We start from the raw sequence: 24,886 nt of genomic DNA, 5'->3' as shown, positions 1-24,886 counted from the left end.
CGCGTTTTCTATGATTGACGAAAAAATGATTGCATCCCGATACCGCCTTGACAAGAAATTTGTACGAACGTTCAATCAATGGATGTCACAGGCGCGTCGAAGCTCCGCCGGGGAGGAAAGCCGGTCGCGAATTCTGGACGCGGCCGAAGCGTTGTTTGCCGATCACGGCTACGACGGCGTCTCAATTCGCCAGATCACCGAGGCGGCCGGCGTGCAGACCTCGATGGTGAACTACTATTTCGGCAGCAAGGACGCGCTCTGGAGCGCGGTCTTCGAGCGCCGCAGCGCCCATCTCGGCGAAAGCCGGCGGAGCCGTCTCGACGCCCTGGAGCGACACCATGCGCCGGCATCGCCGCCACTCGAATCGCTGATTGACGCCTTCGTCCGCCCGATACTGGAGGCCCGGTTGTCGGGCGATCCGGGCTGGCAAAGCTTCACCCGGCTGATCGCCCAGGCCTCCAACACGCCGAACGTCCGCAATGTCGAGCAGCTGAGCCAGCAGTATGACCCGACCGCCCGGCGCTTCATCGCGGCATTCGGCCACGCGCTGCCCGACCGCAGCGAAGAGGAAGTGATGTGGGGTTTCTCTTTCCTGATGGGGGCGATGTTGCATATTTTCGCCGAAACAAGACGGGTCGACCGGTTGAGCGACGGGCACTACCGTTCGGCGTCGCTCGAACGGATCACCGACCACCTGACGCCATTTCTCGCCGCCGGCTTCCGCGCTTGCCGTGCCGCCCCTGACAGCAGCCGGCCCTCGGAAGGACCCGCGCCATGAGCCGCCGCTTCATCGACATTTCCATCCCGCTGGAGAACGACGTCGTCTCCGACCCTGCGCCGTTCCGGCCGAAGATCGACTATGTCGACCATTCGATGTCGGTGGACGGGATGACCGCCTTCTTTCCCGGCCTAACCCAGGCGGATCTCCCGGACGGCGAGGCCTGGGCGATCGAGAAGGTCGAGCTGATCACGCACAACGGCACCCATCTGGACGCGCCCTATCACTTTGCCTCGACGATGAACAAGGGCGAGCGGGCGATCACCATCGACGAGGTGCCGCTCGACTGGTGCTTCCGGCCCGGCGTGAAGCTCGATTTCCGCGCCCTGCCCGACGGCCATGTGGTGACCGCGGCGGAGGTCGAGGCCGAGCTCGCCCGGATCGGCCACGAGATCCAGCCCTTCGATATCGTCGTCGTCAATACCCGCGCGGGGAGCGCCTATGGCGGGGACGGCTATGTCGATGCCGGCTGCGGCATGGGCTACGAGGCGACCATGTATCTCCTGGAACGCGGTGTCCGGCTCACCGGAACCGACGCCTGGTCCTGGGATGCGCCCTTCACCTACACGGCGGAACGCTACGCCGAGGCGCGCGACCCCTCGATCATCTGGGAAGGCCACAAGGCCGGGCGCGACATCGGCTATTGCCACCTGGAGAAGCTGCACAACCTGGAAGCGCTGCCGCCACACGGCTTCACCGTCGCCTGCTTTCCGGTGAAGATCCGCGGCGCCTCGGCGGGCTGGACCCGCGCGGTCGCGATCATCGAGGAATAACCGAAACCGGCAAGGGGGAGAAACCGGTGAAGCTCTGCACCTTCCAGTCCCGGAACGACAGCAACGGCCCTGCCCGGGTCGGCCTCGTGCTGGCCGGCGAAGCCGAGGTTCTCGACCTCGCGGCCGCCGAGGCGGCCACGGGTGCCACGGCATCCGGCCATTTCGCTTCCATGCTGGCCCTGATCGACGGCGGCGAGGCCGCGCTCGCGGGCTGCCGCGCACTTGCCGAGGCGCCCCGCGCGTCCGCCGTGCTTCCGCTCGACGGCCTGCGGCTCCTCGCCCCGATCCCCGAGCCGCGCCAGATTCGCGACTGCCTCGTCTTCGAGGAGCATCTGCAGAACTGTCTTGTCACGGCCGAGAAGATGACCGGCCAGAAGGGCGCGATCCCGCCGGTCTGGTACGAGCAGCCGATCTACTACAAGGCCAACCGCTTTTCCGTCGTCGGCCCGGGCCACGACGTGGTCTGGCCGGCCTATTCCAGCATCATGGATTACGAGCTCGAACTGGCCTGCGTGATCGGCCGGACGGGCGTCGACATCCCGGCGGAACGGTCCGCCGAGCATATCTTCGGCTATACGATCTTCAACGATTGCTCGGCCCGCGACGCGCAGCTTCGCGAGATGGCCGGCCAGCTTGGCCCGGCCAAGGGCAAGGATTTCGACACCGGCAACGTCTTCGGTCCGTGGATCGTTACCGCCGACGAGATCGGTGATCCCTACGCGCTCGCCATGGAGGTCCGGGTCAACGGCGAACGGCGCGGCGGCGGCAACAGCCGGGCCATGCAGCATCGCTTCGACGCCATTCTCGCCCATATCTCGGCGTCGGAGACGATCCATGCCGGCGAAATCGTCTGTTCCGGCACGGTCGGCACCGGCTGCGGCCTGGAGATCGGCCGCTTTCCCGAGGCGGGCGACGTCGTCACGCTCGAGATCGAGAAGATCGGCATTCTGGAGAACCGCTTCGTCCGGCGTTGAGGCCGGCAGGCCCTGGGGAAGGGAAGAAACATGGCGCGAAGCCGCTACGACAAGGGGCTGAAGGATCTCGGCAATGGCGTCTATGCCTACATGCAGCCCGACGGTTCGTGGGGCTGGAGCAATGCCGGGCTGATCGTCGACGGCGATGAATCGATGCTGGTCGATACCCTCTTCGATCTCGACCTGACGCGCGAGATGCTGGCCGCGATGCGCGGCGCGACCAGGGCGGCGGCCAATATCGAATGCCTCGTCAACACCCATGCCAACGGCGATCACTGCTGGGGCAACGAGCTTGTCGAGGGCGCCGAAATCATCGCCAGCCGGGCCAGCGCGGAAGAGATGGAGGAAGTCCCCGCCGCGATGCTCGCCCAGATGATGAAGGCAGCGCCGCAGATGGGCGAACTTGGCGACTACATGAAGCGGATCTTCGGCGCCTTCGACTTCGAGGGCATCAAGACGACGCTGCCGACCCGCACCTTCGACCGGGAACTGACGGTGAGCGTCGGCGACCGGACGGTCGAACTGATCGAGGTCGGCCCGGCACACACCAAGGGCGACGTGCTGGTCCATGTGCCGTCCGACCGGACCGTCTTCACCGGCGACATCCTGTTCATCGAAGGACACCCGATCATGTGGGCCGGCCCGGTCGCCAACTGGATTCGCGCCTGCGAGCGCATCCTCGCCATGGATGTGGAGACCATCGTGCCGGGCCACGGGCCGATCACCGACAAGGCCGGTGTCGCGGCGGTCCAGGGCTACCTGGAGTATGTCAGCGCCGAGGCCCGCAAGCGCTTTGACGCCGGGATGTCGTCGTTCGAGGCGGCGCAGGACATCGCGCTCGACGATTACTCGTCCTGGGGCGACGGCGAACGGATCGCGGTCAATGTCGATACGCTCTACCGGGAATTTTCCGGCAGCACCGCACCGCCGAACATCGTCGAGCTGTTCGGTCGCATGGCCAGGCTCGCGCGCTGAGACCGGGTCCGCGTCAAGGCTGCCGGTCGCGCCCTTCCCAGAGCGCACTCGCCGCGTCGATCGCGGCCTCCGCCGTCGATGCCCTGCCACAAGCCAGCAGCGCGATCGCCGCGGTTCCGATCACCGCAGCCTCCGGCACCGGCATGCGCCGAGTGCCCTGCCAGAGTTCAGCCAGGTGTGACGGCGCGAGATCCTCCTCGCGCCAGACATGGTCGCGGCCCGGCGCCAGCGCGGGGAAGGTGACTTCCTCAGCCGCGCCGTCGCGGCGCAACGTTACCCGGCAGGGCTTCGGAACGTTCCACTGGACCTCCCCGCCGACACCCTTGAAGATCGCCGCGACCGGCTGCTCCAGCCGCTCCGCGATACCCAGATGCAGCGAGACATACGGCGGATGGAAGACTCCCTGAACCTGGTACGTCGCGCGCAGCGGGTTGAGGTCGCGGGCAAAGGTATTCACCGCCGTCCGGACGCCGAACAGTCGGCGATAGTCGAACAGCCGGTCGATCTCGGGCGCGAAATCCTCGAGTGCCAGATAGACGATATCCTCGACCGCAAGCCGGGCGGCCGCGTCCGCCAGCGATACGGCGCGCGGAATACCCAGAATGTCGAGACCGGGCCGTGTCGGCGCAAGGCCTTCCTCGTGCCCGGCGATGCCGTGTACCAGGACCTTCTGCCCGGTTCCGGCGACGAGCCTCGCGGCGAGCAGGAACCAGGGCTGCTGGCGATGGCGGTCGGCGTAGGACGGCCAGTCGAGCAACCCGTTCACGCGGCCCTCGGGCTGCGCCATGCGGCTTCGCGCCGCCTCGACCATGCCGGCGAGTTCCGCAGCCGTCTCCCCGTTCCGTCGCAGCAGCAACAGGAAGGCGCCGACCTGTTCCGGGGTCGCCTCGCCCGCCAGCAGCAGCGTCATCGCCTCGCACGCCTCTTCCTGGTCGAGATTCCGGTAAAGTTTCGGGCCGCGGCCGAGGGCACGGACATAGGCGGCAAAAGGATGATCGCTCATGCCCGAAGATGTAGCAGCAGCATCGCCGGAAGACGACGGCTCTTTGCGACAGGCTCTGGACCTGGCGGCATTGTCGCCTATCTCGCTTCCTGACATGACTCCAGCCCGAAAAGAGATCCGAGAGAAGCCGCGGCGCGCCCTGCTGATCGCGCATGGTTCGAGCCACCGGCCCGAGGCAATCGCATTGACCGAGGCGATCGCCGACCGTTTGCGCGGGGTCGGCGACTACGACCGCGTCGCCATCGCCGCGCTGCATGGCGAGCCTGGCATCAGGGTGTCTCTCGAGTCGCTCGGCGACGGGCCCGTCGATATCTTTCCGCTTTTCATGAGCGACGGATTTCTCACCCGCACGCGCATTCCGTCCCTCATGGGCACCGACCCCAGCGACCCCCGCATCCGTTATCACCGGCCGGTCGGCTGCCATGCCGCCATGCCGGGTCTGGTCGCCGCCGAGATCGGCGCGCTTTGCCGATCACGCGACCTCGACCCGGGCTCTGCTACGATCCTGATCGTCGGGCACGGATCGAGCCGCCCCTCGGCGTCCCGCGACGGCGCCGAGGCGATCGCTTCGGGGCTGCGCCGGCTCCAACGCTTCGGCACCGTCGAAACGGCCTATCTGGAGGAAGCGCCCCGGTTGGGTGAGTGGCTCGCCGCCTGCCGGCCCGACGGCCCGCCGATCGTGGTCTTCGGGCTGTTCCTGGGCGCCGGCCAGCATGCGTCGGTCGACCTGCCGGAAGTCCTCGCCCGCCATCGGGAAGTCCTGTCGTCACGCATCGTGGCCATGCAGACGATGCTCGGCAATGTGGAGGCTCTTGCCGACCTCGTCCGGTCGATCGCGGACGAGGAACCGCAGATCGCCCCTGCGCGCCGGGCAAAGCTCTGATACAACGCAGGCGATAGCTCTGACGAAGAGGCTCGCCTAGTCTCTGCGGGCATCGTCAGCCTGGAAGGCCATTGCCGTGAATTTCATGAGCCAGCGTGTCGTCGGGACCCGCGCCGACATCGACAGCGCCTATGCCTGGTGGCGGCTGGCCGTCTCGATGGTGATCGCGACCGTGGGCAGCGTCGGCATGTGGGCGGTCATCGTCATCCTGCCCGACATCCAGGCCGAATTCGGCGTCGACCGCGCCGGCGCCTCGCTGCCCTACACGATGACCATGATCGGCTTCGCGTTCGGCGGCGTCATCGTCGGCCGCTATGTCGACCGGCTCGGCATGTTGCTGCCGATGCTTGCTTCGGGGACCTCGCTTGGCCTCGGCTTCATTCTCGCCTCGCAGACGACAGGGATCTGGCAGTTCGCGTTGATTCAGTGCCTGCTGATCGGGATCGGGTCCGCCGCGAGCTTCGGGCCGCTGATCGCCGATGTCTCGCACTGGTTCGAAATTCGCCGCGGCATCGCGGTTGGCGCCGCGGCGAGCGGCAATTACATCGCCGGTGCGATCTGGCCGACGATCATACGCGGCCTCGCCGAGTCCGAGGGCTGGCGTTCCGCCTATATCACCGTCGGCATCGTCTGCTTCGCCGTGATCCTGCCGCTCACCCTCCTGCTGCGACGCCAGCGCCCGCAGGACGACGCACCGATGCCGTCGACCGACGGCCTGCCGCCACCGATCGTGCCGCGTTACGGCTCGCTCGGCCTCTCGCCGCGCACCCTGCAGCTGCTGCTGGCCGTTGCCGGCGTCGCCTGCTGCACGGCGATGGCAATGCCCCAGGTCCATACGGTCGCCTATTGCGCCGATCTCGGCTACGGGGTCACCCGGGGCGCCGAGATGCTGTCGCTGATGCTTGCCGGCGGCATCGTCAGCCGTCTCGCGTCTGGCTTTCTCGCCGACTATATCGGCGGTATCCGGACCATCCTGCTCGGCTCGGCACTCCAGTGCATCGCGCTTTTCCTCTATCTGCCGTTCGACGGCCTGACCTCGCTCTATGTCGTCTCGCTGATCTTCGGGCTCAGCCAGGGCGGCATCGTGCCGGGCTATGCGATCATCGTGCGGGAGTATCTGCCGGCCCGCGAAGCCGGGCAGCGTGTCGGCCTGGTCATCATGGCGACGGTCTTCGGCATGGCCCTTGGCGGCTGGATGTCCGGCTGGATCTACGACCTGACAGGATCGTACGAGGCGGCGTTCCTGAACGGGATCGCCTGGAATCTGCTGAATATCGGCATCATCGGCACCCTGCTGTGGCGCAGTCTCGGCCGGCGCGCGGTGACGGCCTAGGCCACCGGCGTCACTGACCGGAGCGGATCACGCAGAAGCAGGGGTCCGATTCCGGTGGCAGCCCGGCGCCGGAATCGCTCCATTCGCTGAACACCAGCACCTCGCCCTCGAAGCGCCCGATCTTGCCGCTGCAATGGGCCGTGAGGGTGCAGTGCTGTGCGACACTGCGTTCGATATCGAGGGCAGCATCCTGATCCGCCGAACCAACGAACAGGGCAACGATGAAATGCAGCGCCTCGTAGAGATGTTCGTACATCGGCCGCTCCATCGTCCGGCCGGGTCCGGCAGGCGATGCCGGAAGCGGCCATTTGTGGCCCTTCGAGCTTGCGACCAAATACTTTCCGAAATCTTAATATTCGGCTGGCGGCGCGTGGCGCTCAATCGAGGCGATGATGGGGTGCGTTGCCGTCGTCATCGACCAGATGGCAGGCAACGCTGTGTCCGGGATGTATCGTCCGCAATCGCGGGCTCTCGGCGTGACAGCGTTCGACCGCGAAGGGACAGCGGGCGACGAACCGGCAGCCGGCCGGCGGGTCGATCGGGCTCGGCGGATCGCCCACGAGACGGATCCGCCGCCCCTTGGAATGCAGCGCCGGATCGGTCGAGGGCACGGCCGACAGCAGCGCCCACGTATAGGGATGCAGCGGCTTGCCGAACAGCGAGATGCGGTCGCCCTGCTCGACGATACGCCCGAGATACATCACCGCGACCTCGTCGCAGACATATTGCACGACACCGAGATCGTGGCTGATGAACAGATAGGTGAGGCCGAGCTCGCGCTGCAGGTTGCGCAACAGGTTCAGGATCTGCGCCTGGATGGCGACGTCGAGGGCCGAGACCGGCTCGTCGCAGACGATCAGGTCCGGTTCGGTCGAGAGCGCCCGGGCGACGCCGATGCGCTGGCGCTGGCCGCCGGAAAACTGGTGCGGGAACAAGGCCTGCTGTTCCGGCCGAAGGCCGACCCGGCGGAATATCTCGGCCACCTTGCCGTCGCGTTCCTCCGGATTCCCGATCGCCATCAGGTCCATTGGCTCGCGCACGATCGCGCCGGCCCGCATGCGCGGATTGAGCGAGGAATAGGGATCCTGGAAGATGATCTGGAAGCGCCGGCGCATCTCGCGGAGCGCCTTGCCTTCCAGGCCGCCGAGGTCGATGCCGTCGAGGTCGATCCGTCCGCCGGTCAGCTTGACCAGGCGCATGATGGCGAAGGCAGTCGTCGATTTGCCGGAACCGGATTCGCCGACCAGCCCGAAGGTCGTGCCGCGCCGGATCGAGAAGCTGACCCCGTCGACGGCATGGACCAGCCGCTGCTCGGCAAACAGCCTGCGGTTCAGGCGGAAATGCACCTTCAGATCCTCGACCCGAAGGAAATCCTGCTTCGACCCCGTCTCAGGCGCCGCACTCATGCCGGCACCGCCTCGTCGAGCAGCCAGCAGGCCGCCTCATGGCCCGGTTCGGCCGCCATCAGCGGCGGTCGCTCGCCCCGGCAGCGCGGCATCACGTGGCGGCAGCGCGGCGCGAAGGCGCAGCCAGTGCCGAGATCGCTGAGCGGCGGCACCAGGCCCGGAATCTCAACCAGCGGCGGACGCTCGACCGGCGGGTTGGCGAGAAAATGCGGGACGCAGGCGATCAGCCCCTGGGTATAGGGGTGGCGCGGGTCAGCGAGGATCTCGCCAACCGTCCCGCTTTCGATGATCCGGCCGGCATACATCACGACGACCTTGTCGGCGGTCTCCGCGATCGCCCCCATATCGTGGGTGATCAGCACGATCGCGGCGTTGGTGCGGTCCTGCAGTTCCCGCAGGAGATCGAAGATCTGCGCCTGCACGGTGACATCGAGCGCCGTGGTCGGCTCGTCGGCGATCAGCACCGACGGATTGCAGGCCAGCGCCATCGCGATCATGACCCGCTGGCGCATGCCGCCGGAAAGCTGATGCGGATATTCCGAGACCCGCTTCTCCGGCGCCGGGATGCCGACCGCCTTCAGCGTCTCGACCGCCCGGGCCAGCGCATCGCGCTGGGACAGGCCCTCGTGCAGGCGAACGGTTTCGGCGATCTGTTCACCCACGGTGAAGACCGGGTTCAGCGAGGTCATCGGCTCCTGGAAGATCATCGAGATCTCGTTGCCGCGGATCGAGCGCATGCGCCTCTCGCCGGCCGACAGCAGGTCCTCGCCGCGCAGGCGGACCGCACCGCCGGCGATCCGGCCGGGCGGGGTCGGCACGAGGCCCATGATCGAAAGCGCGGTCATCGACTTGCCGCAGCCGGATTCGCCAACGATACCGAGCGTCTCGCCCTGCCCGAGCGAGAAGCTGACATGGTCCAGGACCTGAGCCAGCCCGTTCCGCGTTCGGAAGGTCACCGACAGGTTGTCGACCTCGAGGACCGGTTCGCTCATCGCCCTCACCTCACCGTTCGCGCAGTTTCGGATTGAGCGCGTCGTTCAGCCCGTCGCCGATCAGGCTGACCGAAAGGACGGTGATGAAGATCGCCGCGCCGGGCAGCGTCACCGCCCACCATGAATCGATGATGTAAGACCGGCTCGAGCCGATCATCAGGCCCCAGCTCATGACATTCGGATCGCTCAGCCCGAGGAAGCTCAGGCCCGCCTCGAAGAGGATCGCGACACCGATGATCAGGGTCGCCGACACGATCAGCGGCGGCAGCGCGTTCGGCAGGATGACGCGCCAGATGATGCGGCCATTGCGCGAACCGATGGCGCGCGCCGCAGTCACATATTCAAGCTGCTTGAGCTTCAGGAACTCGGCCCGGGTAAGCCGCGCCGTCTGCGTCCAGCTGACCACGCCGATGGCAACCGCCACCGTCGTCAGCGTCGGCGTGAACAGCGCCACCAGCACCATCGCGAAGAGCAGCGGCGGCAGGACCTGGAAGAATTCGGTGAGCCGCATCAGGATCTCGTCGACAAAGCCGCCATAGAAGCCGGCGAGCGCGCCGACGACGATGCCGATCAGGACCGTCAGGATCGCCGCCGAAGCCCCGACCGCGAGCGTTGCCCGACCGCCATGGATGATCCCGGCCAGCACGTCGCGGCCGAGATAGTCGGTGCCGAAGGGGATCGACGCGTCGACGCCCGGCGGCGTCAGCGGCGCCCAGACGATCTCGAAGGGATCGACCGGGTAGACCTGCGGCCCGATGAAGGTCACCAGGATGACGCCGATCAGCAGCACCAGCCCGGCGATCGCCGAGCCGTTGCGGAGGAACATCCGCCAGGCTTCGCGGATCGGGCTCTCGACCTTGAGCGGCGCGGCGCCCGGCTCTTCCGGGGCCGCGACCTGTTCGGTACCGGTCATTTGTGCCCTCCGGAGCGGATGCGCGGGTCGACCAGGCGGTAACAGAGATCGGTCAGCAGATTGGCGACGATCACGATGACCGCCGAAAAGAACAGGATCCCGAGAATGGTCGGATAATCGCGGCCAAGAATGGCATCGAGCGCCAGCGTGCCGAGGCCCGGCCAGCTGAACACGGTCTCGACCAGCACCGCGCCCGAGATCAGGCCGCCGAACTGCAGTCCAGCGATCGTGACGATCGGCAGGATGGCGTTCCGCAGCGCGTGCTTGCCGACGACGACGGACTCGGAAAGGCCCTTGGCGCGGGCGGTGCGGATATAGTCGGCGCCGAGCACTTCCAGCATGCTGGCGCGCGACAGCCGGCTGTATTGTGCCAGGTAGATGACGCCGAGCGTGAAGGCCGGCAGCACCAGGTGATGGGCAACATCCAGCACATGCTCGATCCCGCCGCCGGCGAGCCGGATGTCGCTCATCCCGGAAATCGGAAAGATCGGAAAGACCCAGGCGAAGACGATCACCAGGATGATCCCGGTCCAGAAGACCGGTGCCGAATATCCGACAAGCGACAGCACGGTAATCACATTCGAGAACAGCCCGGTCGGCTTTCGCGCCGCGAGCACGCCGAGCAGCGTGCCGATGACCACGGCAAAGGTAAGCGAGGTCACGACCAGCAGGATCGTCGCGCCGAGCCGGCCGAGAATGAGCCCCACGACCGGGGCATTGTAGAAGAAGGATTGTCCGAGATCGCCCTGCAGCGCCCGGCCGAGATAGATCCCGAGTTGCACATGCAGCGGCTGGTCAAGGCCGTAGGCGGCGCGGATCTCGGCCATCATTTCCTGCGTCGCGCCGCCCATCTCGCCGGCGATGACCTCGGCCGGGTCGCCGGGCGCCAGGTGCAGCAGCAGGAAATTCAGCACCAGGACGGCAAGGATCAGGATCGCCGCGTAGAACAGGCGCTGGGCAATGATGGCGGCAATCTTCATGACCGACCCTCAGGCGTCCGAGGCAGGACGCGGGGGGAGCAACGGGGCTCCCCTCGGCCCTTTGTAACGCACGAAACCGTCGTCACCGTCAGTTATTCAGATAGACCTCGTCCATGGGCGCCATGGTGCCCCAGATCGTCAGCGGCGGATTGCCGACGCGATTGCTGTAGGCGGTGTGATAGGGCAGCAGGTTGAGCCAGTAGATCGGCAGGTCGTCGGCGACGATCTTCTGGAACGCTACGTAGTCGGCCTTGCGCTTGGCCTCGTCCGGCTCCTTGGCGGCCGCGTCGAGCAGCTTGTCGACTTCCGAATTGGCGTAGCTCTGGGTGTTCGACCAGATCACGCCCTCGATGATGTTGGTGCTCAGGTAGGTACGGTGAACGCCGATTACCGGATCGCCCCAGTTGAACACGATGTCCATGGTCAGGTCGAAATCATGGCTGCTGACCCGCTTGGCCCAGGTCGGGAAGTCGGGCGCGGCGCGGACCTGCAGGTCGATGCCGATTTTCTTGAGCTGCGACGCGATATATTCGGCGACATTCTTCTGCTGTTCGTCACCGCCGGGAATGTAGTCGATGGTCAGCGAGAAGCGCGCGCCATCCTTCTCGGGATATCCGGCCGCGTCGAGCATCGCCTTCGACTTGTCGAGGTCCAGATCGTATTTCGCGACGTCGACCGTATAGAACGGGCTCGCCGGCGTGATGGGGCCGGTGGCGATCGTCGAGGCGCCGGCATGCAAGGCCTTGGTGATGAAGTTGCGGTCGACCGCGTAGGCGATCGCCTGACGGACTTCCTTCTTGGCAAGGATCTCACGTTTCGTGTTGAAGGCGAGCCAGTTGATCGGCCCGACCGCGGCGTAGCCGTCCGAGGTTACCGTGAGATCCTTGTTTTCCTTCAGCCGGTTGATGTTCCGGGCGCCCTCCAGGAACGGGTACATGTCGATCTCGCCCTTGTCCATGGCGAGCGTCAGGCTGGTGGTGTCCTTGTAGTTCTTGATGATGATCTTATCGAGGTAGGGCCGCCCCTCGATGAAATAGTCCGGATTCTTCTCGAGGATCACGTTCTCGCCGGGATTGAACTCGACGAACCTGAACGGGCCCGAGCCGACCGGTGCGGAATTGGCCGGGTGGGTCTTCAGGTCCTGCCCGTCGCCGTAAACATGCTTGGGAATGACCGGAAGCAGGGCCGACGACATCGCCAGCAGGATCGCCGGGTGCGGATGGGCCAGGTGAATGATCGCGGTATGCGCGTCCGGCGTCTCGACGCTGGTGACCGGGGCAAACATCGTCTTGAACGGATGGTTCGCCTTCACAGTCTCCAGCGAGAAGGCAAGGTCCTCCGACGTCACCGGCTTGCCGTCATGGAACGTGGCGTTCTTGCGCAGGTGCAGGGTGATGTCGAGGCCGTTGTCCGAGACCTCCCATTTTTCGGCCAGATAGGGCTGCGGTTTCCAGTTCGCGTCGAACCGCAGAGGGGTCGCGAAGAGCTGCGTTCCGGGCACGGCGGTCGCGATGCCTGACTGAACCGCCGGATTGAGATGCCGTGGTTTCTGCGTCGAGCCGATCACGAGCGTCCCTCCCGCCTTCGCCTCGGCCTGTGCGGGCGCCGGGCCGCCGATCGCCGTTGCGCCGGCGAAGACCATGGCGAGTGCCGTCGCGGATAGCAATTTTCTGCCGAATGTCATATCCGTCGTCTCCCTGATGCTTGTTCACGCTGCGCCGGCACGTATTCCACCGACGGTTGGTCGAACGTCCAGCGTGCGGGCCTTCCGCGGCGATTTCCCCGACAGTCCGATGCCGGGTATCGCCGTCTCTCCACAGCACGCTTCAAGTGCTCCCTTACCCGAAGGTTAGCGGTCCCGCTCGGGCGCATTATAGGGCCAGATTGCATGTTCGGGTTGGTCCAGTGGCCCGGAACCGGCCCTCTGGTCCCATCCGCGCACCTCTGGCGCAGGCAATCACCGCGCTCTGGTCCTACTGACCGGCCGCGCCACCCCACTAGTCTCTTATACAAGCCGAGGCCCCCGGGCGCACGGCCGTTCGCATGGCAACGATCGGACCTTCGACATGACCGTACAAGTCAGCCCGAATTCGCTGGATAACTACTGGATGCCGTTTACGGCCAATCGCGACTTCAGGCAGGACCCGCGACTGCTGGTCCGGGCCGAGGGCGTCAGCTTCTGGAATCACCGCGGCGACCGCCTGCTGGACGCCTGCTCCGGCCTGTTCTGCGTTCCGCTCGGGCATGGCCGCAGGGAAATCACCGAGGCGGTCGCGACCCAGCTCGCGACGCTCGATTTCGCGCCGCCCTTCCAGTATGGCACGCCCGGCGCCTTCGAGCTCGCCCGCCGCGTCGCCGCGCTCACGCCAAACGGGCTCGACCATGTCTTCTTCACCAACTCCGGCTCGGAATCGGTCGAGACCGCGATGAAGATCGCGCTCGCCTATCACCGCGCCAACGGCGAGCCGCAACGTCAGCGCTTCATCGGGCGGGAACGCGGCTACCACGGGGTCAACTTCGGCGGCATCTCGGTCGGCGGCATGGTCAAGAACCGGGAAGCGTTCGGCAGCGCCCTGCCCGTCGTCAGCCACCTCCGCCATACCCATCTCGACGCCAATCGCATGACCCCGGGCCAGGGCGCCCACGGCGCCGATCTGGCCGACGACCTGCAGCGCTTCGTCGACCTCCATGGCGCGACCTCCATCGCCGCCTGCATCGTCGAGCCGGTCGCCGGTTCGACCGGCGTGCTGGTGCCGCCGAAGGGCTATCTGGAGCGGCTGCGCGCGATCTGCGACCGTCACGGCATCCTCCTGATCTTCGACGAGGTTATCACCGGATTCGGGCGGCTCGGCCCGGCCTTCGGCGCCCAGGCCTTCGGTGTGACGCCGGACATCATGACGATGGCCAAGGCGCTCACCAACGGCGCGATCCCGATGGGCGCCGCGGTCTTCCGGAACGAGATCCACGACACCATCGTGAACAGCGCGCCGGCCGGCACGATCGAGCTTTTCCACGGCTATACCTATTCCGCCCATCCCGCCGCCTGCGCGGCCGGCAACGCCACGCTCGCACTTTACGAAAGCGAGGGCACGTTCGCCCAGGGCGCGGCGCTTGCCCCCTATTTCCAGGAACAGCTGTTCGCGCTGGCCGACTTGCCCGTGGTCAGGGACATCCGCGGCCTCGGCCTGCTCGGCGGCATCGATCTCGCGCAGGGCGAGGGCCCGGGCACGCGCGGCTACGAGACCCTGAAGCGGCTCTTCGCGGCCGGCCTCGTGACCCGGGTCACCGCCGACACGCTGATCCTGGCACCCGCCTTCGTGATGGCGCGCGACGATGTAGACCGGCTGTTCGAAACCCTGCGCGACGTCCTCGGAACGATCTGACGCCGCGCGCCCGGCTGCGACCGCCTGTTTCCAATCGAGGAGAGTTACCATGACCCGAATGACTGCTTCCGAAGCCTTCGTGGAACAGCTTGTCGCGGAAGGCGTGACGGACATGTTCGGCATCGTCGGCTCCGCCTACATGGACGCGCTCGACATCTTCGAGCCGGCCGGCATCCGCTTCATTTCGGTCGCCCACGAACAGAATGCCGCCCACATGGCCGACGGCTACAGCCGCGCCTCGGGCCGGCATGGTGTCTGCATCGCCCAGAACGGACCGGGGATCACCAACTTCGTGACGGCGATCGCCGCCGCCTACTGGGCCCATTCCCCGGTCGTCGCGATCACCCCTGAAACCGGCAGCACGGGCATGGGCCTCGGCGGCTTCCAGGAAACCGACCAGATCCCGATCTTTTCCAAGATCACCAGGTACCAGGCCCATGTCACCGGCCCGCAGCGCCTGGCCGAACTGACCCACCGCGCCTTCTACATGGCCAAGGCCGAGCGCGGCCCGACGCAGATCAACATCCCGCGCGACCATTTCTACGGCGAGGTCGACTGGGAGGTGAAACCGCCGCTGGAGGTCGAACGCGGCGCCGGCGGCCCGCGGAGCCTCGACGCCGCGGCGGACATGCTGGCGACGGCGCGCTTCCCGGTCATCGTCGCCGGCGGCGGGGTGGTCATGGCCGACGGCCAGCGGGAGGCGATAGCACTGGCCGAACATCTCGGCGCACCCGTGGTCACCAGCTATCTGCACAACGACGCCTTTCCGGCGAGCCACCCGCTGATGTGCGGGCCACTCGGCTACCAGGGCTCGAAGGCGGCGATGAAGGTGATCGCGCAGGCCGACGTGGTGCTCGCACTCGGCACCCGCCTTGGCCCGTTCGGCACCCTGCCGCAGCACGGCCTGGACTACTGGCCGAAGAATGCCAGGGTCGTGCAGGTCGATGCCGATCATCGCGTGCTCGGACTGGTCAAGGATGTGAGCGTCGCCGTCAACGGCGACGCCCGCCTCGCCGCAGCCGCGATCCGCGAGCGTCTGCAGACTGGCAACCGCAGGATCGCCGCCCATGACAACCGCGAGGCGCGCCTCGACATCGTCGAGAAGGAAAAGCGCGACTGGGAGGCCGAACTCGACAGCTGGGGCCAGGGCGACGGCAGCCCGGTCCCGCCGCGCCGGATCCTCCGCGAACTCGAACGCGCGATGCCGGCCAACGCCATGGTGACGACCGATATCGGCAATATCTGTTCGGTCTCGAATTCCTATCTCCGCTTCGAGCAGCCGAACAGCTTCTTCGCGGCGATGAGCTTCGGCAATTGCGGCTATGCTTTCCCGACGGCGATGGGCGCCAAGGTCGCCGCGCCGGACCGGCCCGCGATCGCCTATGTCGGCGACGGCGCCTGGGGCATGAGTCTCGCGGAGATCCTGACCTGCGTCCGCGAGGACATCCCGGCCGTCGCGGTCGTCTTCAACAACGGCCAGTGGGGCGCGGAGAAGAAGAACCAGATCGACTTCTACGCCGACCGCTTCGTCGGCACGAATCTCGCCAACCCGAGTTTCGCCGGGATCGCCGAGGCGATGGGCGGCAACGGCCTGCGGGTCGACCGACCCGACCAGATCGGCGACGCACTGCGCGAGGCGGTGGCAAGCGGCCGGCCGACGGTGCTGGAGATCATGGCAACCCAGGAACTCGGCGATCCGTTCCGCCGCGATGCCCTCAAGAAGCCGGTCCGGATGCTCGACAAGTACAAGGCCTTCACGGTTGCCTGACGGCATCCTGGTCGTCAACGCCGGGTCGTCGAGCCTCAAGTTCTCGCTTTACGAGGTGGCGGCGCCCGCCACGCCCCGGCGTTCTCTCGTCCGCGCCATGGTCGAGGAAATCGGCCCTTCGGCGCTCTTCATTCACGAAGGCGAGAAACAGCCCGCGCCGGCGGCGCGCGATCACGTCGGCGCCATCGCCCATGTGCTCGACTGGATCGGCAGCCGCTTTCCCGGGATCCGGCCGGTTGCCGCCGGCCACCGGGTCGTTCATGGCGGCCCGGACTTCTGGGCGCCGGTCCGGGTCGACCCCGGCATCCTGTCGGCGCTGGAGGCACTGATCCCCCTTGCCCCCCTGCACCTGCCGCACAACGTCGCGGCGATCCGGGCACTCGCGGCCGCCCACCCGGCGCTGCCGCAGGTTGCCTGCTTCGACACCGCCTTCCACGCCGGTCAACCGGATGTCGCGAGCCGCTTCGCACTGCCGGCCGAGTTCGCCGAGCGTGGCATCCGGCGCTACGGCTTCCACGGCCTGAGCTTCGAGGCGATCGTCCGCGACCTGCCCGGCGTGATGGCAAGCACCGGCGACGGCGCCACGTTGCCCGAAAGGCTGATCGTTGCCCATCTCGGGAATGGTGCCAGCCTCTGCGCGATCCGCGCCGGCAGATCGGTGGCGACCACGATGGGCTTCTCCACCCTCGACGGGATCCCGATGGGGACACGCCCGGGCGCAATCGATCCGGGCGTGCTGCTGCATTTGTTGCAGCGCGAGGAGATGGACGCCGCCGGGCTCACCGAATTGCTCTACCGCCGATCGGGCCTGCTGGGCCTGAGCGGGATCAGCTCGGACATGCGTGCGCTGCTCGCCAGCGACGATCCGCGCGCCGCCTTCGCGGTCGCGTACCACGCCTGCCATGTTGCCCGCGCCGCGGGCTCGCTCGCCGTCGCTCTTGGCGGCCTCGACGCGCTCGTCTTCACCGGCGGGATCGGTGAGCACGCCGTCCCGGCCCGGGCGGCGATCGCCGCGCATCTGGGGTGGCTCGGGCTCGACCTCGATCGCGCCGCGAACGACCGCCATGGGCCCCGGATCAGCCGCCCGGCGAGCGCGATATCCGCCTGGGTAGTCCCGACCGACGAGGAAGGCGTGATCGTCGGCCATGCAAGGACCCTGCTGAACCTCTAGGCGGCCGCGCTGTGCGCATGCACGAGTTCGGCGAGCAGGCGGATCCCGGGCTCGATCCGGTCGGTCGGAATCGACGAGAAACCAAGCCGGAAATAGTTTCTCGGCGGGTTCGGCACCTGGAAGAAGATCCTTCCGGGCTCGATGACGATGCCGCGTTCGAGCGCCAGCCGGGCCAGGCTCTCGCCATCCAGCCCCTCCGGCCCGCGCACCCAGAAGCTGCTGCCTCCGACGCTCTTCGCCCGCACCGTGTCGGGCATGTGGCGTTCGAGCGCCGCGCCCATTACCTCCCAGCGTTCCCGGTAGACCCGCCGCAGCCGGTGGATCAGGCTGTCGTAATGACCGTCGGCCAGGAACAGCCCGGCGCAGCGCTGGTTGTTGGCCGGCGGATGACGGAACATCAGGCGGCGGAGATAGCGCAGTTCCCGGATCAGCGCCGGCGGCGCGACCAGGAAGCCGAGCCGGAGGCCCGGCGCGAGATTCTTCGAGAAGCTGCCGACATAGAGAACCCGCCCGGAGGAATCGAGCGACTTCAGCGCCGGTGTCGGCTCGCCGACGAAGTTGATCTCGCCCTCGTAATCGTCCTCGATCAGGATGAAATCGTCGGCCGAGGCCCGCTCGAGAAGCGCCAGGCGGCGCTCGAACGGCATCGTCACCGTGCTCGGCGACTGGTGGCTCGGCGTGACATAGACATAGTCGCAGCCCTTCAGACCGTCATCGACGATCAACCCGGCGCTGTCGATCGGCAGCGGCCGGAGACGACCTGTCCGCAGCGCGAAGATGTTCCGGGCGTCGACATAGCCCGGCTCTTCCAGGCCGATTGTGCTGGCCTCGGAAAACAGCAGGCTGGAGACGAGCCAGAGGGCATTCTGGGCCCCCATGGTGATCAGGATCTCGTCATCACGGGCGCGCACGCCGCGGCGCAGCAGGACACGGGTGCGGATCTGCTCGATCAGCAGCGGGTCGTCGGTCTGGAACTGGTCGGTCGACCATTGGTTGACGGCGAGCTTGGCGAGTGCCCGTCGCGAACAGTCCCGCCAGGCGGACAGCGGGAAGAATTGCGGGTCGATCTGGCCATAGATGAACGGATAGGGGCAGTTCTGCCAGTCCACCGGCTTGCTGATGTTGACCTGCGCCGACGGATGGCGGGTATAGCGGCCTTCCCAGTCGACCGGCGGACCGGACGGCGTCCCGCCCTGCCCCATGCCTATCGGCGGCGAAGCATGGTCGAGCTTCAGCGCCTCGTTGACGAAGAAACCGCTCCGCTCGCGGCTGACAACGAAGCCCTGTTCGACCAGCGACTGGTAGGTCAGCATGACGGTATTGCGGGCGACACCGAGCTGCCGGGCCAGCCGTCGCGATGACGGCAGCGGCTGCCCGGGCATCAGTTGCCGGTTCAGGATCGCATCGAGAAGCTGCTCGCGGAGTTGTGCCTGCAGGGTGCCCCGGGTTGCGTGCTTCAAGTGGAATATGATGTCCCGCATGTCATCGGGAGTTTCGTACAGTTGCGCGCAAAATGCCACCGGCTGCGCAGGCCGGAACGGCGTCCCGGCACGGCGACCGGCCGCTTCCGCGTCAGAGCCTCGCCAGCCGCTCGGTCAGCAGGGCGAAGAAGCCGTCGGCATCGACATGATGGGCCCAGTGCGCGTTCAGCGGCTTTCCGGTCACCCGCCAGAAATCGACCGCCGTATGGCCCATCGTCAGTTCGCTGGCCGTCTCGACCGCGACATGGACATGCTTGAGGCTGAACAATTCCGGCCGGAGCAGATAGGCGATCGTGCACGGGTCGTGCAGCGGGCCGCCGTCGGATCCGTACTTCGCCTCGTCGTGACGCTCGTAATAGCGCAGGAGGTCGACGATTGCCCTGGCCGCCTTGCCGCCGGCCTCCTCGATCGCCGCGACGCGGACAGCCGTGGTCATCACCTGGTGGGTGACGTCGAGGCCCATGGCGACGATCGGCCGGCCGCAACGGAACACGATGTGGGCGGCGTGGGGATCGACGAGGATGTTGAATTCGGCCGACGGCGTCGAATTGCCGCCCTCCCGCATGGCCCCGCCCATCAGCACGATCTCGCGGATCTTCGGCAGAATCGAGGGCGCCCGCCGGATCGCCAGTGCGATATTGGTGAGCGGCCCGGTCGGGACCAGGGTGACGCCGTCGTCGGCGGCGGCGGCCAGCGTCTCGATGATGAAATCGACCGCATGCTTGGGCTGCAACGGATGGACGGGCTCGTAGATCTCGATGCCGTTCAGCCCGGTCTCGCCGTGGACTTCCTCCGCCGTCACGAGATCGCGCACCATTGGCCGGTCGGCACCGGCATAGACCGCGACGTCGGTGCGGCCGCACAGTTCGCACATGATCCGGGCATTCCGCTCGGTCAGCCGAAGCGGCACGTTGCCGGCGACCGCGGTCACCCCGAGTATCTCGAGCTCGTCCGGGCTCGCCATGGCAAGGGCGAGGGCGACCGCGTCGTCCTGGCCGGGATCGCAGTCGATGATGATCGGGCGGGGCGCCATGCGAGCCTCCTAGACCAGACGTTCGCCGTTGAAGAACGCCTTGCGCCAGCGCTTGACCGTCACCGACTCGAACAATTCGGCCTCGGTGAACGGGTCGCCGGCGATGAAGGCCTCTGCCTCGGCCCGGTCCTCGGTGTCATAGATGATGACGCCGCCCTCGCCGCCGGTGCCGTTATCGGCGGTCAGCGCGCCGGCCGCGAGCAGCTTCGCCTTGTGCTTGTCGAGATAGGCGAGATGGACGTCCCGGACCTTGGTCCGCAGCGCCAGGCTGTCGGCCTTGTCCCGGGTGATGATGATATAGGGCATGAGCGGTCTCCGCGTCGGGAATCGAGCGACACAGCATAGTCGTTTCACCGGCCGGGTCGACTCCTCCCGGACCGCAAAGCGCCTTGCCGGGCAGCGCAGATATCACGCCGCTATTCGCCCTCGTAATACTGCATGACGACATGCCTCGCCTCGGCGAAAAACAGCCAGCGTTCGACGATCAGGCCGAATGTGGCGATCGCCGCGGCAAGCATCGCCGCCCCGGCCGCCGGCCAGTGCGGCAGCACGATCGACAGGAGCGTCAGGGCGAGCGGCACGACGAAGGCCGCGACGAAGGCGACGCGGCGCAACTTGCCCGCATGCTTCCGGGCGATCCGGTAACCCATTTCCCGCTGCAGGTAGTTCGGTTGGGTATGCGGCGGGTCGAACGGCCGCACCGTCCCGGCAGGCCCCAGCCCGGTCGCGCGCATCGCCGCTTCCGGCCGGTCGACACGTCGCCAGTAACCGAGCTTGACCACCGCGCCTGCGACCAGCGAGACCAGCGCAAAGACGACCTGGCCCGGCAGGATGCCGGAGAACGGCGCGGTGATCGCGCCGAGCCAGAGCGCCCCGCTCATCAGCGCCAGCACCAGGTAGGACGGCACGACCCAGCCGTTCCGCCAGGCCGGGATCGGCTTCAGGCTGGCATAGATCATCGCCGTCGCGGCGATCGTCGGCAACGGCAGCAGCAGCGAGCCCCAGATACCGAGCGGCCGAAGTGCCTCCAGCGGGGCGATGAAGGCCGAACCGATCAGCAGGGCGAGCGACCCGACCGCGACGATCGCCAGCACGCCTTCGCGCGACAGCCACGAGCTCCGCCACTGGCTGAGCGCGCGCCAGGCGCGTTCCGGATGACCGAGATGGAAGGTCGAGGAAAGCAGACCGCCGCTGATCAAGACGAAGGCAAGCCCCAATCCGGTCAGGATGACCGGCGAGACGGGCGAGACATGCCCGGCGAGCAGGAGCGCGGCGAGCAATACCTGAAGGCCGAGCCCGGCGCCGGACGCGACAGTGAAGAAGATGACGGAATATGCGGGATGCACGGCGAACCGGAAGTTAGCGGGAGAACAGACGATCGACCCATTTCAGCAGTCGATTGTCAGGGGAAAGATCGTCGCAGAGGTCGGCCGGCAAGGTGACGGCGGCCGCCTGCTCCCGGTCGCGGCGTGCGCGAGGCGGCAGGTAGCGGTTGACCGGGCCGTAGCCGGCTTCCGGCATCAGGCCATAGCCCTTGCGGTCCTCGACCAGGGCGGAAACGGCGGAATCCGGATCGCCGAGGTCGCCGAAATGGCGTGCACCGACCGGACAGGTGGAGACGCATGCCGGCACCCGTTCGATCTCCGGCAGCGCATCGTTGTAGATCCGGTCGACGCAGAGCGTGCATTTCTTCATCACCCGGTCGACCTGGTCGTATTCCCGGGCACCGTAGGGACAGGCCCAGGAACAGAGCTTGCAGCCGATGCAGGTTTCCGCGTCGACAAGCACGATGCCGTCCTCCTCCCGCTTGTAGGAGGCGCCGGTCGGGCACACGGTGACGCATTCGGCGGTTTCGCAATGCATGCAGGACTTCGGGAAATAGACCGTCTGTCCGCTGCTCCCGCCACCGCAGCCACCACTGCCTGCGCCATCCACCTCGTAGGAATGGATGCGGTTGAACCAGACGCCGGTCGGATCGGCGCCATAGGCGGCGAGATCGCTGAGCGGGCCGCCCGAGCCGCCGTCGTTCCACTCCTTGCAGGCGACCGCGCAGGCATGGCAGCCGACGCAGATATCGAGATCGATGACGAGCCCGAGCTTGCGCCCGGTGCTTTTCGGCAGCGTGGTCATGCCCGGCCCCTCCGGCCCGCGGACGGGTGCACGGCACGATGCTCGCCGCGCGGCCCCGGCAGGATTTCGAATTGCGGCCAGCTCGTGCCCGCCTCTTCCGGCGTCGCTTTCTCGATCCGGACCTTGAGGTCGTACCAGGCGGCCTGCCCGGTGACCGGATCGATATTGGCGTCTTTCGCGTCCGGCGTGCCGGGCAGGAATTCACTGATCAGGTGGTTCAGCAGGAAGCCCTCACGCGACTCCGGCGCATCGGGAGACAGGCCCCAGGTCCCGCGACGCTTGCCGATCGCGTTCCACGTCCAGACCGTGTCCGGGTTGACGCCGTCCATCAGCCGCGCCTGGGCCCGGACTCGCCCATGGGCGCTGGTCAGCCAGATCCAGTCGTCGTCGGCGATGCCGAGACGCTCGCCCAGGCCGCGATGGAGATAGATCCGGTTGCGGCCGAGAATCTGGCGCTGCCAGGCATTCTGTGAGTCCCAGGCATGATACATGACCATCGGCCGCTGGGTGATCGCATGGAAGGGGTAGTCGCCCTTGCCGAGCCGGGCGTCGGAAAGTTGCTGATGCCAGATCGGCAGCGGGTCGAAATGGGCCGCGATCCGTTCCCGCATGTCGTCCGGCGGCTGGTGCGGACCATGGCCTTCCGCGGCAAGGCGGAATTTCTGCAGGGTTTCGGAATAGAGCTCAAGCGTGATCGGGGTTGCGACATCGCGCCAGCCCATGCCCTCCGCATGGTCGAGGTAGTCGCGGTTGGCGAAGCGGAAGTAGCGCTTCTCCGGCGTCAGTTCCTGGCGCCAGAAGCAGCCATTCTCCTTGTAGCGGTCGAGCTGGTCCGGATTGACCGCGCCGCGTCCTTCGGCCTTGCCATCGGCGCCGCGCCAGCCGGACAGCATGCCGACGCCTGGCCGGCGTTCGTGGCGCGTCATGTAGTCGGGCAACCCCCCTGGATAGAGCGGCGCGCCGGCCTCGTCGACCAGCCCGGGCAGACCGAGCCTCGCACCAAGATCGAGCAGCACGTCCTGGAACGGCCGGACATCCCGGTCTGGCGTGACGATCGGCTGGCGGATGCCATCCGCGGCCCCGTCGGCATCCGAGATCGGCCGGTCGAGCAGCGAGATGCAGTCGTGGCGTTCCAGATAGGTGGTATCGGGCAGCACGATGTCGGCGTAGGCGACCATCTCGGAATTGAAGGCGTCGCTGTAGACGACGAACGGGATCCGGTATTCGCCGGTCTCCGGGTCGCGATCGGTCAGCTTCTCCATTGTCGCGGCGGCGTTCATCGCCGAGTTCCAGCTCATGTTCGCCATGAACATGAGCAAGGTGTCGATCGGATAGGGATCGCCCGCATGGGCATTGGCGATCACCATGTGCATCATGCCGTGGGCGGCCAGCGGCGCGTCCCAGGAGAATGCCTTGTCGATGCGCTCGGGCTTGCCCGTCTCGTCGATCAGCAGGTCCTCCGGGCCGCGTATGAAGCCGAGCGGCATGCCGGGAAGCGGCTGGCCGGGCCGGACGTCGGCGCGGTGCCCCGCGGGCGGCGGGGCCGGCGGAATAGACTGCGGATACGGCGGCCGGTAGCGGAAGCTGCCCGGGGCGTCGACGGCGCCCAGCAGCATCTGCAGCAGGTGGATCGCCCGGCAGGTATGGAAGCCATTCGAATGGGCCGAGATCCCGCGCATGGCATGGAAGCTGACCGGGCGGCCGATCATCGTCTCGTGGCGGCGCCCGGTCCAGTCGGTCCAGGGCACATCGACCACCACTTCGCTCTCGAAGGCGGCCTCGGCGATTTCGCCGGCAACGCGGCGGATCGTCTCGGCGGGAAGCCCGGTTTCCGCCGCGACCGCCTCGGGCGCGTTTGCCGGATCGAGATAACGGCGGGCGAACAGTTCGAACGCCGGAACCGCGCGACGGCCGTCGGCGAGCGTCGCGGCGCCGACCAGCGAGGGGCTGAAATTCGTCGTCGTCGCATCGACCAGTGCGCCGCTCTCGCCGTCGCGGGCCAGCGGTTCGCCGTCGGCGCCGCGCGCGAACAGGCCGTGGTCGGCGGCGCCGGGGTCGTCGATCACCAGCCACGGGGCGTTGGTGTAGCGGCTGAGGAAGGCAAAATCGACGCGGTCGGAGCGCAGCAGTTCGTGAATGATCGCGAACACGAACAGGCCGTCGCTGCCCGGCCGGATACCGAGCCATTCATCGGCGATCGCCGAGTAACCGGTCCGCACCGGGTTGACCGACACGAACTTCGCGCCGTGACCCTTCAGCTTGCCGAGACCGATCTTGATCGGGTTCGAGGCATGGTCCTCGGCGACCCCGAACATCATGAAATAGCGGCTGTGTTCCCAGTCGGGCTCGCCGAATTCCCAGAACGAACCGCCGAGGGTGTAGAGCCCGGCCGCCGCCATGTTGACCGAACAGAAGCCGCCATGGGCCGCATAGTTCGGCGTGCCGAACTGGCGTGCCCACCAACTGGTGAGGGCCTGGCTCTGGTCGCGTCCGGTGAAGAAGGCGAGCTTCCTCGGATCCTCCGCCCGGATCCGGGCGAGGCGAGAGGCAACGATCTCGAGCGCCTCGTCCCAGCCGATCGCCTCGAATTCGCCGCTGCCGCGCTCGCCGACACGACGAAGCGGGGAGCTCAGCCGGGCCGGGGAATATTGTTTCATGATCCCGGCCGCGCCCTTGCCGCAGAGCACGCCGCGATTGACCGGATGGTCCCGGTTGCCCTCGATGTAGCGGATCCGGCCCTGCTTCAGATGCACCTTGATGCCGCAGCGGCAGGCGCACATGTAGCAGGTACTGGTCTTGACCTCGTCGGCGGGGGGCTCGGAGAGCGCGGCGGTCGCCGTCCGCGCCGCACGGCTGGTGCCGCTCATGCCGTCCGTCCGCAGGGCACGCCTCCGGATGCGCCGGAAATTG

The 24,886-nt window shown here is 67.1% G+C and carries 22 protein-coding genes; 9 read left to right on the top strand and 13 right to left on the bottom strand.

The window, feature by feature from the left end; genetic code table 11:
- Positions 1-10 precede the first annotated feature (10 nt).
- Genes OCH7691_RS23410 through OCH7691_RS20275 form a run of 4 tightly spaced genes read left to right on the top strand, consistent with a single transcriptional unit; the run spans position 11 to position 3,500 of the window.
- The gene (locus tag OCH7691_RS23410; protein ID WP_306456048.1) at positions 11-778 is read left to right on the top strand and encodes a TetR/AcrR family transcriptional regulator; all 768 of its coding nucleotides are present in this window, start codon (positions 11-13) and stop codon (positions 776-778) included.
- On the top strand, positions 775-1,551 hold the full coding sequence (locus tag OCH7691_RS20285; protein ID WP_085885413.1) for a cyclase family protein: 777 nt from the start codon (positions 775-777) through the stop codon (positions 1,549-1,551). The genes OCH7691_RS23410 and OCH7691_RS20285 overlap by 4 nt, the downstream gene beginning before the upstream one ends.
- Before the next feature lie 26 nt (positions 1,552-1,577).
- A complete protein-coding gene (locus OCH7691_RS20280) occupies positions 1,578-2,525 on the top strand; it encodes a fumarylacetoacetate hydrolase family protein (RefSeq protein WP_085885412.1) in 948 nt (315 codons plus the stop codon).
- A 30-nt stretch (positions 2,526-2,555) separates the two neighbouring features.
- Positions 2,556-3,500 (top strand): MBL fold metallo-hydrolase, encoded by a 945-nt coding sequence (locus tag OCH7691_RS20275; protein WP_085885411.1) that lies wholly within the window; start codon positions 2,556-2,558, stop codon positions 3,498-3,500.
- Between the two features lie 13 nt (positions 3,501-3,513).
- On the opposite strand, the gene OCH7691_RS20270 is transcribed toward OCH7691_RS20275, so the two are convergent.
- Positions 3,514-4,503, bottom strand: a complete 990-nt coding sequence (locus OCH7691_RS20270; protein WP_176245184.1) for a glycosyl transferase family protein — start codon at positions 4,501-4,503, stop codon at positions 3,514-3,516.
- Between OCH7691_RS20270 and OCH7691_RS23050 the strand changes: the two genes are divergently transcribed.
- Together OCH7691_RS23050 and OCH7691_RS20255 are read left to right on the top strand one after the other, a co-directional pair.
- Positions 4,502-5,386 carry a CbiX/SirB N-terminal domain-containing protein gene (locus OCH7691_RS23050; protein ID WP_139839820.1) on the top strand — a complete coding sequence of 295 codons (885 nt, stop codon included), beginning with the start codon at positions 4,502-4,504 and terminating at the stop codon, positions 5,384-5,386. The two genes, OCH7691_RS20270 and OCH7691_RS23050, sit on opposite strands and share 2 nt — an antisense overlap.
- Positions 5,387-5,471: 85 nt before the next feature.
- Positions 5,472-6,719, top strand: coding sequence for an MFS transporter (locus OCH7691_RS20255; RefSeq protein ID WP_085885467.1), 1,248 nt, complete (start codon positions 5,472-5,474; stop codon positions 6,717-6,719).
- A gap of 10 nt (positions 6,720-6,729) precedes the next feature.
- Here the strand turns inward: OCH7691_RS20255 and OCH7691_RS20250 are convergent, their stop codons facing one another.
- The 6 genes from OCH7691_RS20250 to OCH7691_RS20225 all read right to left on the bottom strand — a co-directional run bounded on the left by OCH7691_RS20250 (position 6,730) and on the right by OCH7691_RS20225 (position 12,694).
- Entirely contained in the window at positions 6,730-6,975 is a 246-nt protein-coding gene (locus OCH7691_RS20250) for a hypothetical protein (protein ID WP_139839819.1), read from the bottom strand.
- Between the two features lie 121 nt (positions 6,976-7,096).
- Positions 7,097-8,125: an ABC transporter ATP-binding protein gene (locus OCH7691_RS20245; RefSeq protein ID WP_085885407.1), complete on the bottom strand. Its 1,029-nt coding sequence runs from the start codon at positions 8,123-8,125 to the stop codon at positions 7,097-7,099.
- Positions 8,122-9,117 carry an ABC transporter ATP-binding protein gene (locus tag OCH7691_RS20240; protein WP_085885406.1) on the bottom strand — a complete coding sequence of 332 codons (996 nt, stop codon included), beginning with the start codon at positions 9,115-9,117 and terminating at the stop codon, positions 8,122-8,124. The genes OCH7691_RS20245 and OCH7691_RS20240 overlap by 4 nt, the downstream gene beginning before the upstream one ends.
- A 10-nt stretch (positions 9,118-9,127) precedes the next feature.
- Positions 9,128-10,030: an ABC transporter permease gene (locus tag OCH7691_RS20235; RefSeq protein ID WP_176245182.1), complete on the bottom strand. Its 903-nt coding sequence runs from the start codon at positions 10,028-10,030 to the stop codon at positions 9,128-9,130.
- Positions 10,027-11,010, bottom strand: coding sequence for an ABC transporter permease (locus OCH7691_RS20230; protein WP_085885405.1), 984 nt, complete (start codon positions 11,008-11,010; stop codon positions 10,027-10,029). Before OCH7691_RS20230 ends, OCH7691_RS20235 begins: the two co-directional genes overlap by 4 nt.
- Before the next feature lie 88 nt (positions 11,011-11,098).
- Positions 11,099-12,694, bottom strand: coding sequence for an ABC transporter substrate-binding protein (locus OCH7691_RS20225; protein WP_085885404.1), 1,596 nt, complete (start codon positions 12,692-12,694; stop codon positions 11,099-11,101).
- Positions 12,695-13,076: 382 nt separating this feature from the next.
- Here OCH7691_RS20225 and aptA point away from each other — a divergent pair, with 382 nt between their 5' ends.
- Genes aptA through OCH7691_RS20210 form a run of 3 tightly spaced genes read left to right on the top strand, consistent with a single transcriptional unit; the run spans position 13,077 to position 17,332 of the window.
- Positions 13,077-14,393 carry an omega-aminotransferase AptA gene (gene aptA, locus OCH7691_RS20220; protein ID WP_217808170.1) on the top strand — a complete coding sequence of 439 codons (1,317 nt, stop codon included), beginning with the start codon at positions 13,077-13,079 and terminating at the stop codon, positions 14,391-14,393.
- Positions 14,394-14,442: 49 nt separating this feature from the next.
- The gene (gene xsc, locus OCH7691_RS20215) at positions 14,443-16,161 is read left to right on the top strand and encodes a sulfoacetaldehyde acetyltransferase (protein WP_085885403.1); all 1,719 of its coding nucleotides are present in this window, start codon (positions 14,443-14,445) and stop codon (positions 16,159-16,161) included.
- On the top strand, positions 16,154-17,332 hold the full coding sequence (locus OCH7691_RS20210) for an acetate/propionate family kinase (RefSeq protein WP_085885402.1): 1,179 nt from the start codon (positions 16,154-16,156) through the stop codon (positions 17,330-17,332). The genes xsc and OCH7691_RS20210 overlap by 8 nt, the downstream gene beginning before the upstream one ends.
- Here the strand turns inward: OCH7691_RS20210 and pdxR are convergent.
- The 6 genes from pdxR to OCH7691_RS20180 all read right to left on the bottom strand — a co-directional run bounded on the left by pdxR (position 17,329) and on the right by OCH7691_RS20180 (position 24,843).
- Complete coding sequence (pdxR, locus tag OCH7691_RS20205) at positions 17,329-18,813, bottom strand: MocR-like pyridoxine biosynthesis transcription factor PdxR (RefSeq protein WP_085885401.1); 1,485 nt, start codon at positions 18,811-18,813, stop codon at positions 17,329-17,331. The two genes, OCH7691_RS20210 and pdxR, sit on opposite strands and share 4 nt — an antisense overlap.
- A 91-nt stretch (positions 18,814-18,904) precedes the next feature.
- Positions 18,905-19,846: a nucleoside hydrolase gene (locus OCH7691_RS20200; RefSeq protein WP_085885400.1), complete on the bottom strand. Its 942-nt coding sequence runs from the start codon at positions 19,844-19,846 to the stop codon at positions 18,905-18,907.
- 9 nt (positions 19,847-19,855) lie between these two features.
- Positions 19,856-20,152, bottom strand: a complete 297-nt coding sequence (locus OCH7691_RS20195; RefSeq protein WP_085885399.1) for a YciI family protein — start codon at positions 20,150-20,152, stop codon at positions 19,856-19,858.
- 110 nt (positions 20,153-20,262) lie between these two features.
- On the bottom strand, positions 20,263-21,192 hold the full coding sequence (locus OCH7691_RS20190) for a dimethyl sulfoxide reductase anchor subunit family protein (RefSeq protein ID WP_085885398.1): 930 nt from the start codon (positions 21,190-21,192) through the stop codon (positions 20,263-20,265).
- A 13-nt stretch (positions 21,193-21,205) separates the two neighbouring features.
- The gene (locus tag OCH7691_RS20185) at positions 21,206-21,976 is read right to left on the bottom strand and encodes a 4Fe-4S dicluster domain-containing protein (protein ID WP_085885397.1); all 771 of its coding nucleotides are present in this window, start codon (positions 21,974-21,976) and stop codon (positions 21,206-21,208) included.
- A complete protein-coding gene (locus OCH7691_RS20180; protein ID WP_085885396.1) occupies positions 21,973-24,843 on the bottom strand; it encodes a molybdopterin oxidoreductase family protein in 2,871 nt (956 codons plus the stop codon). Before OCH7691_RS20180 ends, OCH7691_RS20185 begins: the two co-directional genes overlap by 4 nt.
- Positions 24,844-24,886 lie beyond the last annotated feature (43 nt).

Source organism: Oceanibacterium hippocampi, from assembly GCF_900172325.1.
Taxonomy (GTDB): Bacteria; Pseudomonadota; Alphaproteobacteria; order Sneathiellales; family Sneathiellaceae; genus Oceanibacterium; species Oceanibacterium hippocampi.
This window is presented reverse-complemented; position numbering and strand designations above follow the sequence as displayed.

Excerpts from the sequence above, each read along its gene's own strand:
- OCH7691_RS20180 (WP_085885396.1), bottom strand. The coding sequence starts at position 24,843 with ATGAGCGGCACCAGCCGTGCGGCGCGGACGGCGACCGCCGCGCTCTCC.
- OCH7691_RS20225 (WP_085885404.1), bottom strand. The coding sequence starts at position 12,694 with ATGACATTCGGCAGAAAATTGCTATCCGCGACGGCACTCGCCATGGTC.
- OCH7691_RS20245 (WP_085885407.1), bottom strand. The coding sequence starts at position 8,125 with ATGAGTGCGGCGCCTGAGACGGGGTCGAAGCAGGATTTCCTTCGGGTC.
- OCH7691_RS23050 (WP_139839820.1), top strand. The coding sequence starts at position 4,502 with ATGCCCGAAGATGTAGCAGCAGCATCGCCGGAAGACGACGGCTCTTTG.
- pdxR (WP_085885401.1), bottom strand. The coding sequence starts at position 18,813 with ATGCGGGACATCATATTCCACTTGAAGCACGCAACCCGGGGCACCCTG.
- OCH7691_RS20285 (WP_085885413.1), top strand. The coding sequence starts at position 775 with ATGAGCCGCCGCTTCATCGACATTTCCATCCCGCTGGAGAACGACGTC.
- OCH7691_RS20240 (WP_085885406.1), bottom strand. The coding sequence starts at position 9,117 with ATGAGCGAACCGGTCCTCGAGGTCGACAACCTGTCGGTGACCTTCCGA.
- OCH7691_RS23410 (WP_306456048.1), top strand. The coding sequence starts at position 11 with ATGATTGACGAAAAAATGATTGCATCCCGATACCGCCTTGACAAGAAA.
- OCH7691_RS20185 (WP_085885397.1), bottom strand. The coding sequence starts at position 21,976 with ATGACCACGCTGCCGAAAAGCACCGGGCGCAAGCTCGGGCTCGTCATC.
- OCH7691_RS20200 (WP_085885400.1), bottom strand. The coding sequence starts at position 19,846 with ATGGCGCCCCGCCCGATCATCATCGACTGCGATCCCGGCCAGGACGAC.
- OCH7691_RS20250 (WP_139839819.1), bottom strand. The coding sequence starts at position 6,975 with ATGTACGAACATCTCTACGAGGCGCTGCATTTCATCGTTGCCCTGTTC.
- OCH7691_RS20235 (WP_176245182.1), bottom strand. The coding sequence starts at position 10,030 with ATGACCGGTACCGAACAGGTCGCGGCCCCGGAAGAGCCGGGCGCCGCG.
- OCH7691_RS20275 (WP_085885411.1), top strand. The coding sequence starts at position 2,556 with ATGGCGCGAAGCCGCTACGACAAGGGGCTGAAGGATCTCGGCAATGGC.
- xsc (WP_085885403.1), top strand. The coding sequence starts at position 14,443 with ATGACCCGAATGACTGCTTCCGAAGCCTTCGTGGAACAGCTTGTCGCG.
- OCH7691_RS20270 (WP_176245184.1), bottom strand. The coding sequence starts at position 4,503 with ATGAGCGATCATCCTTTTGCCGCCTATGTCCGTGCCCTCGGCCGCGGC.
- OCH7691_RS20195 (WP_085885399.1), bottom strand. The coding sequence starts at position 20,152 with ATGCCCTATATCATCATCACCCGGGACAAGGCCGACAGCCTGGCGCTG.
- OCH7691_RS20230 (WP_085885405.1), bottom strand. The coding sequence starts at position 11,010 with ATGAAGATTGCCGCCATCATTGCCCAGCGCCTGTTCTACGCGGCGATC.
- OCH7691_RS20255 (WP_085885467.1), top strand. The coding sequence starts at position 5,472 with ATGAGCCAGCGTGTCGTCGGGACCCGCGCCGACATCGACAGCGCCTAT.
- aptA (WP_217808170.1), top strand. The coding sequence starts at position 13,077 with ATGACCGTACAAGTCAGCCCGAATTCGCTGGATAACTACTGGATGCCG.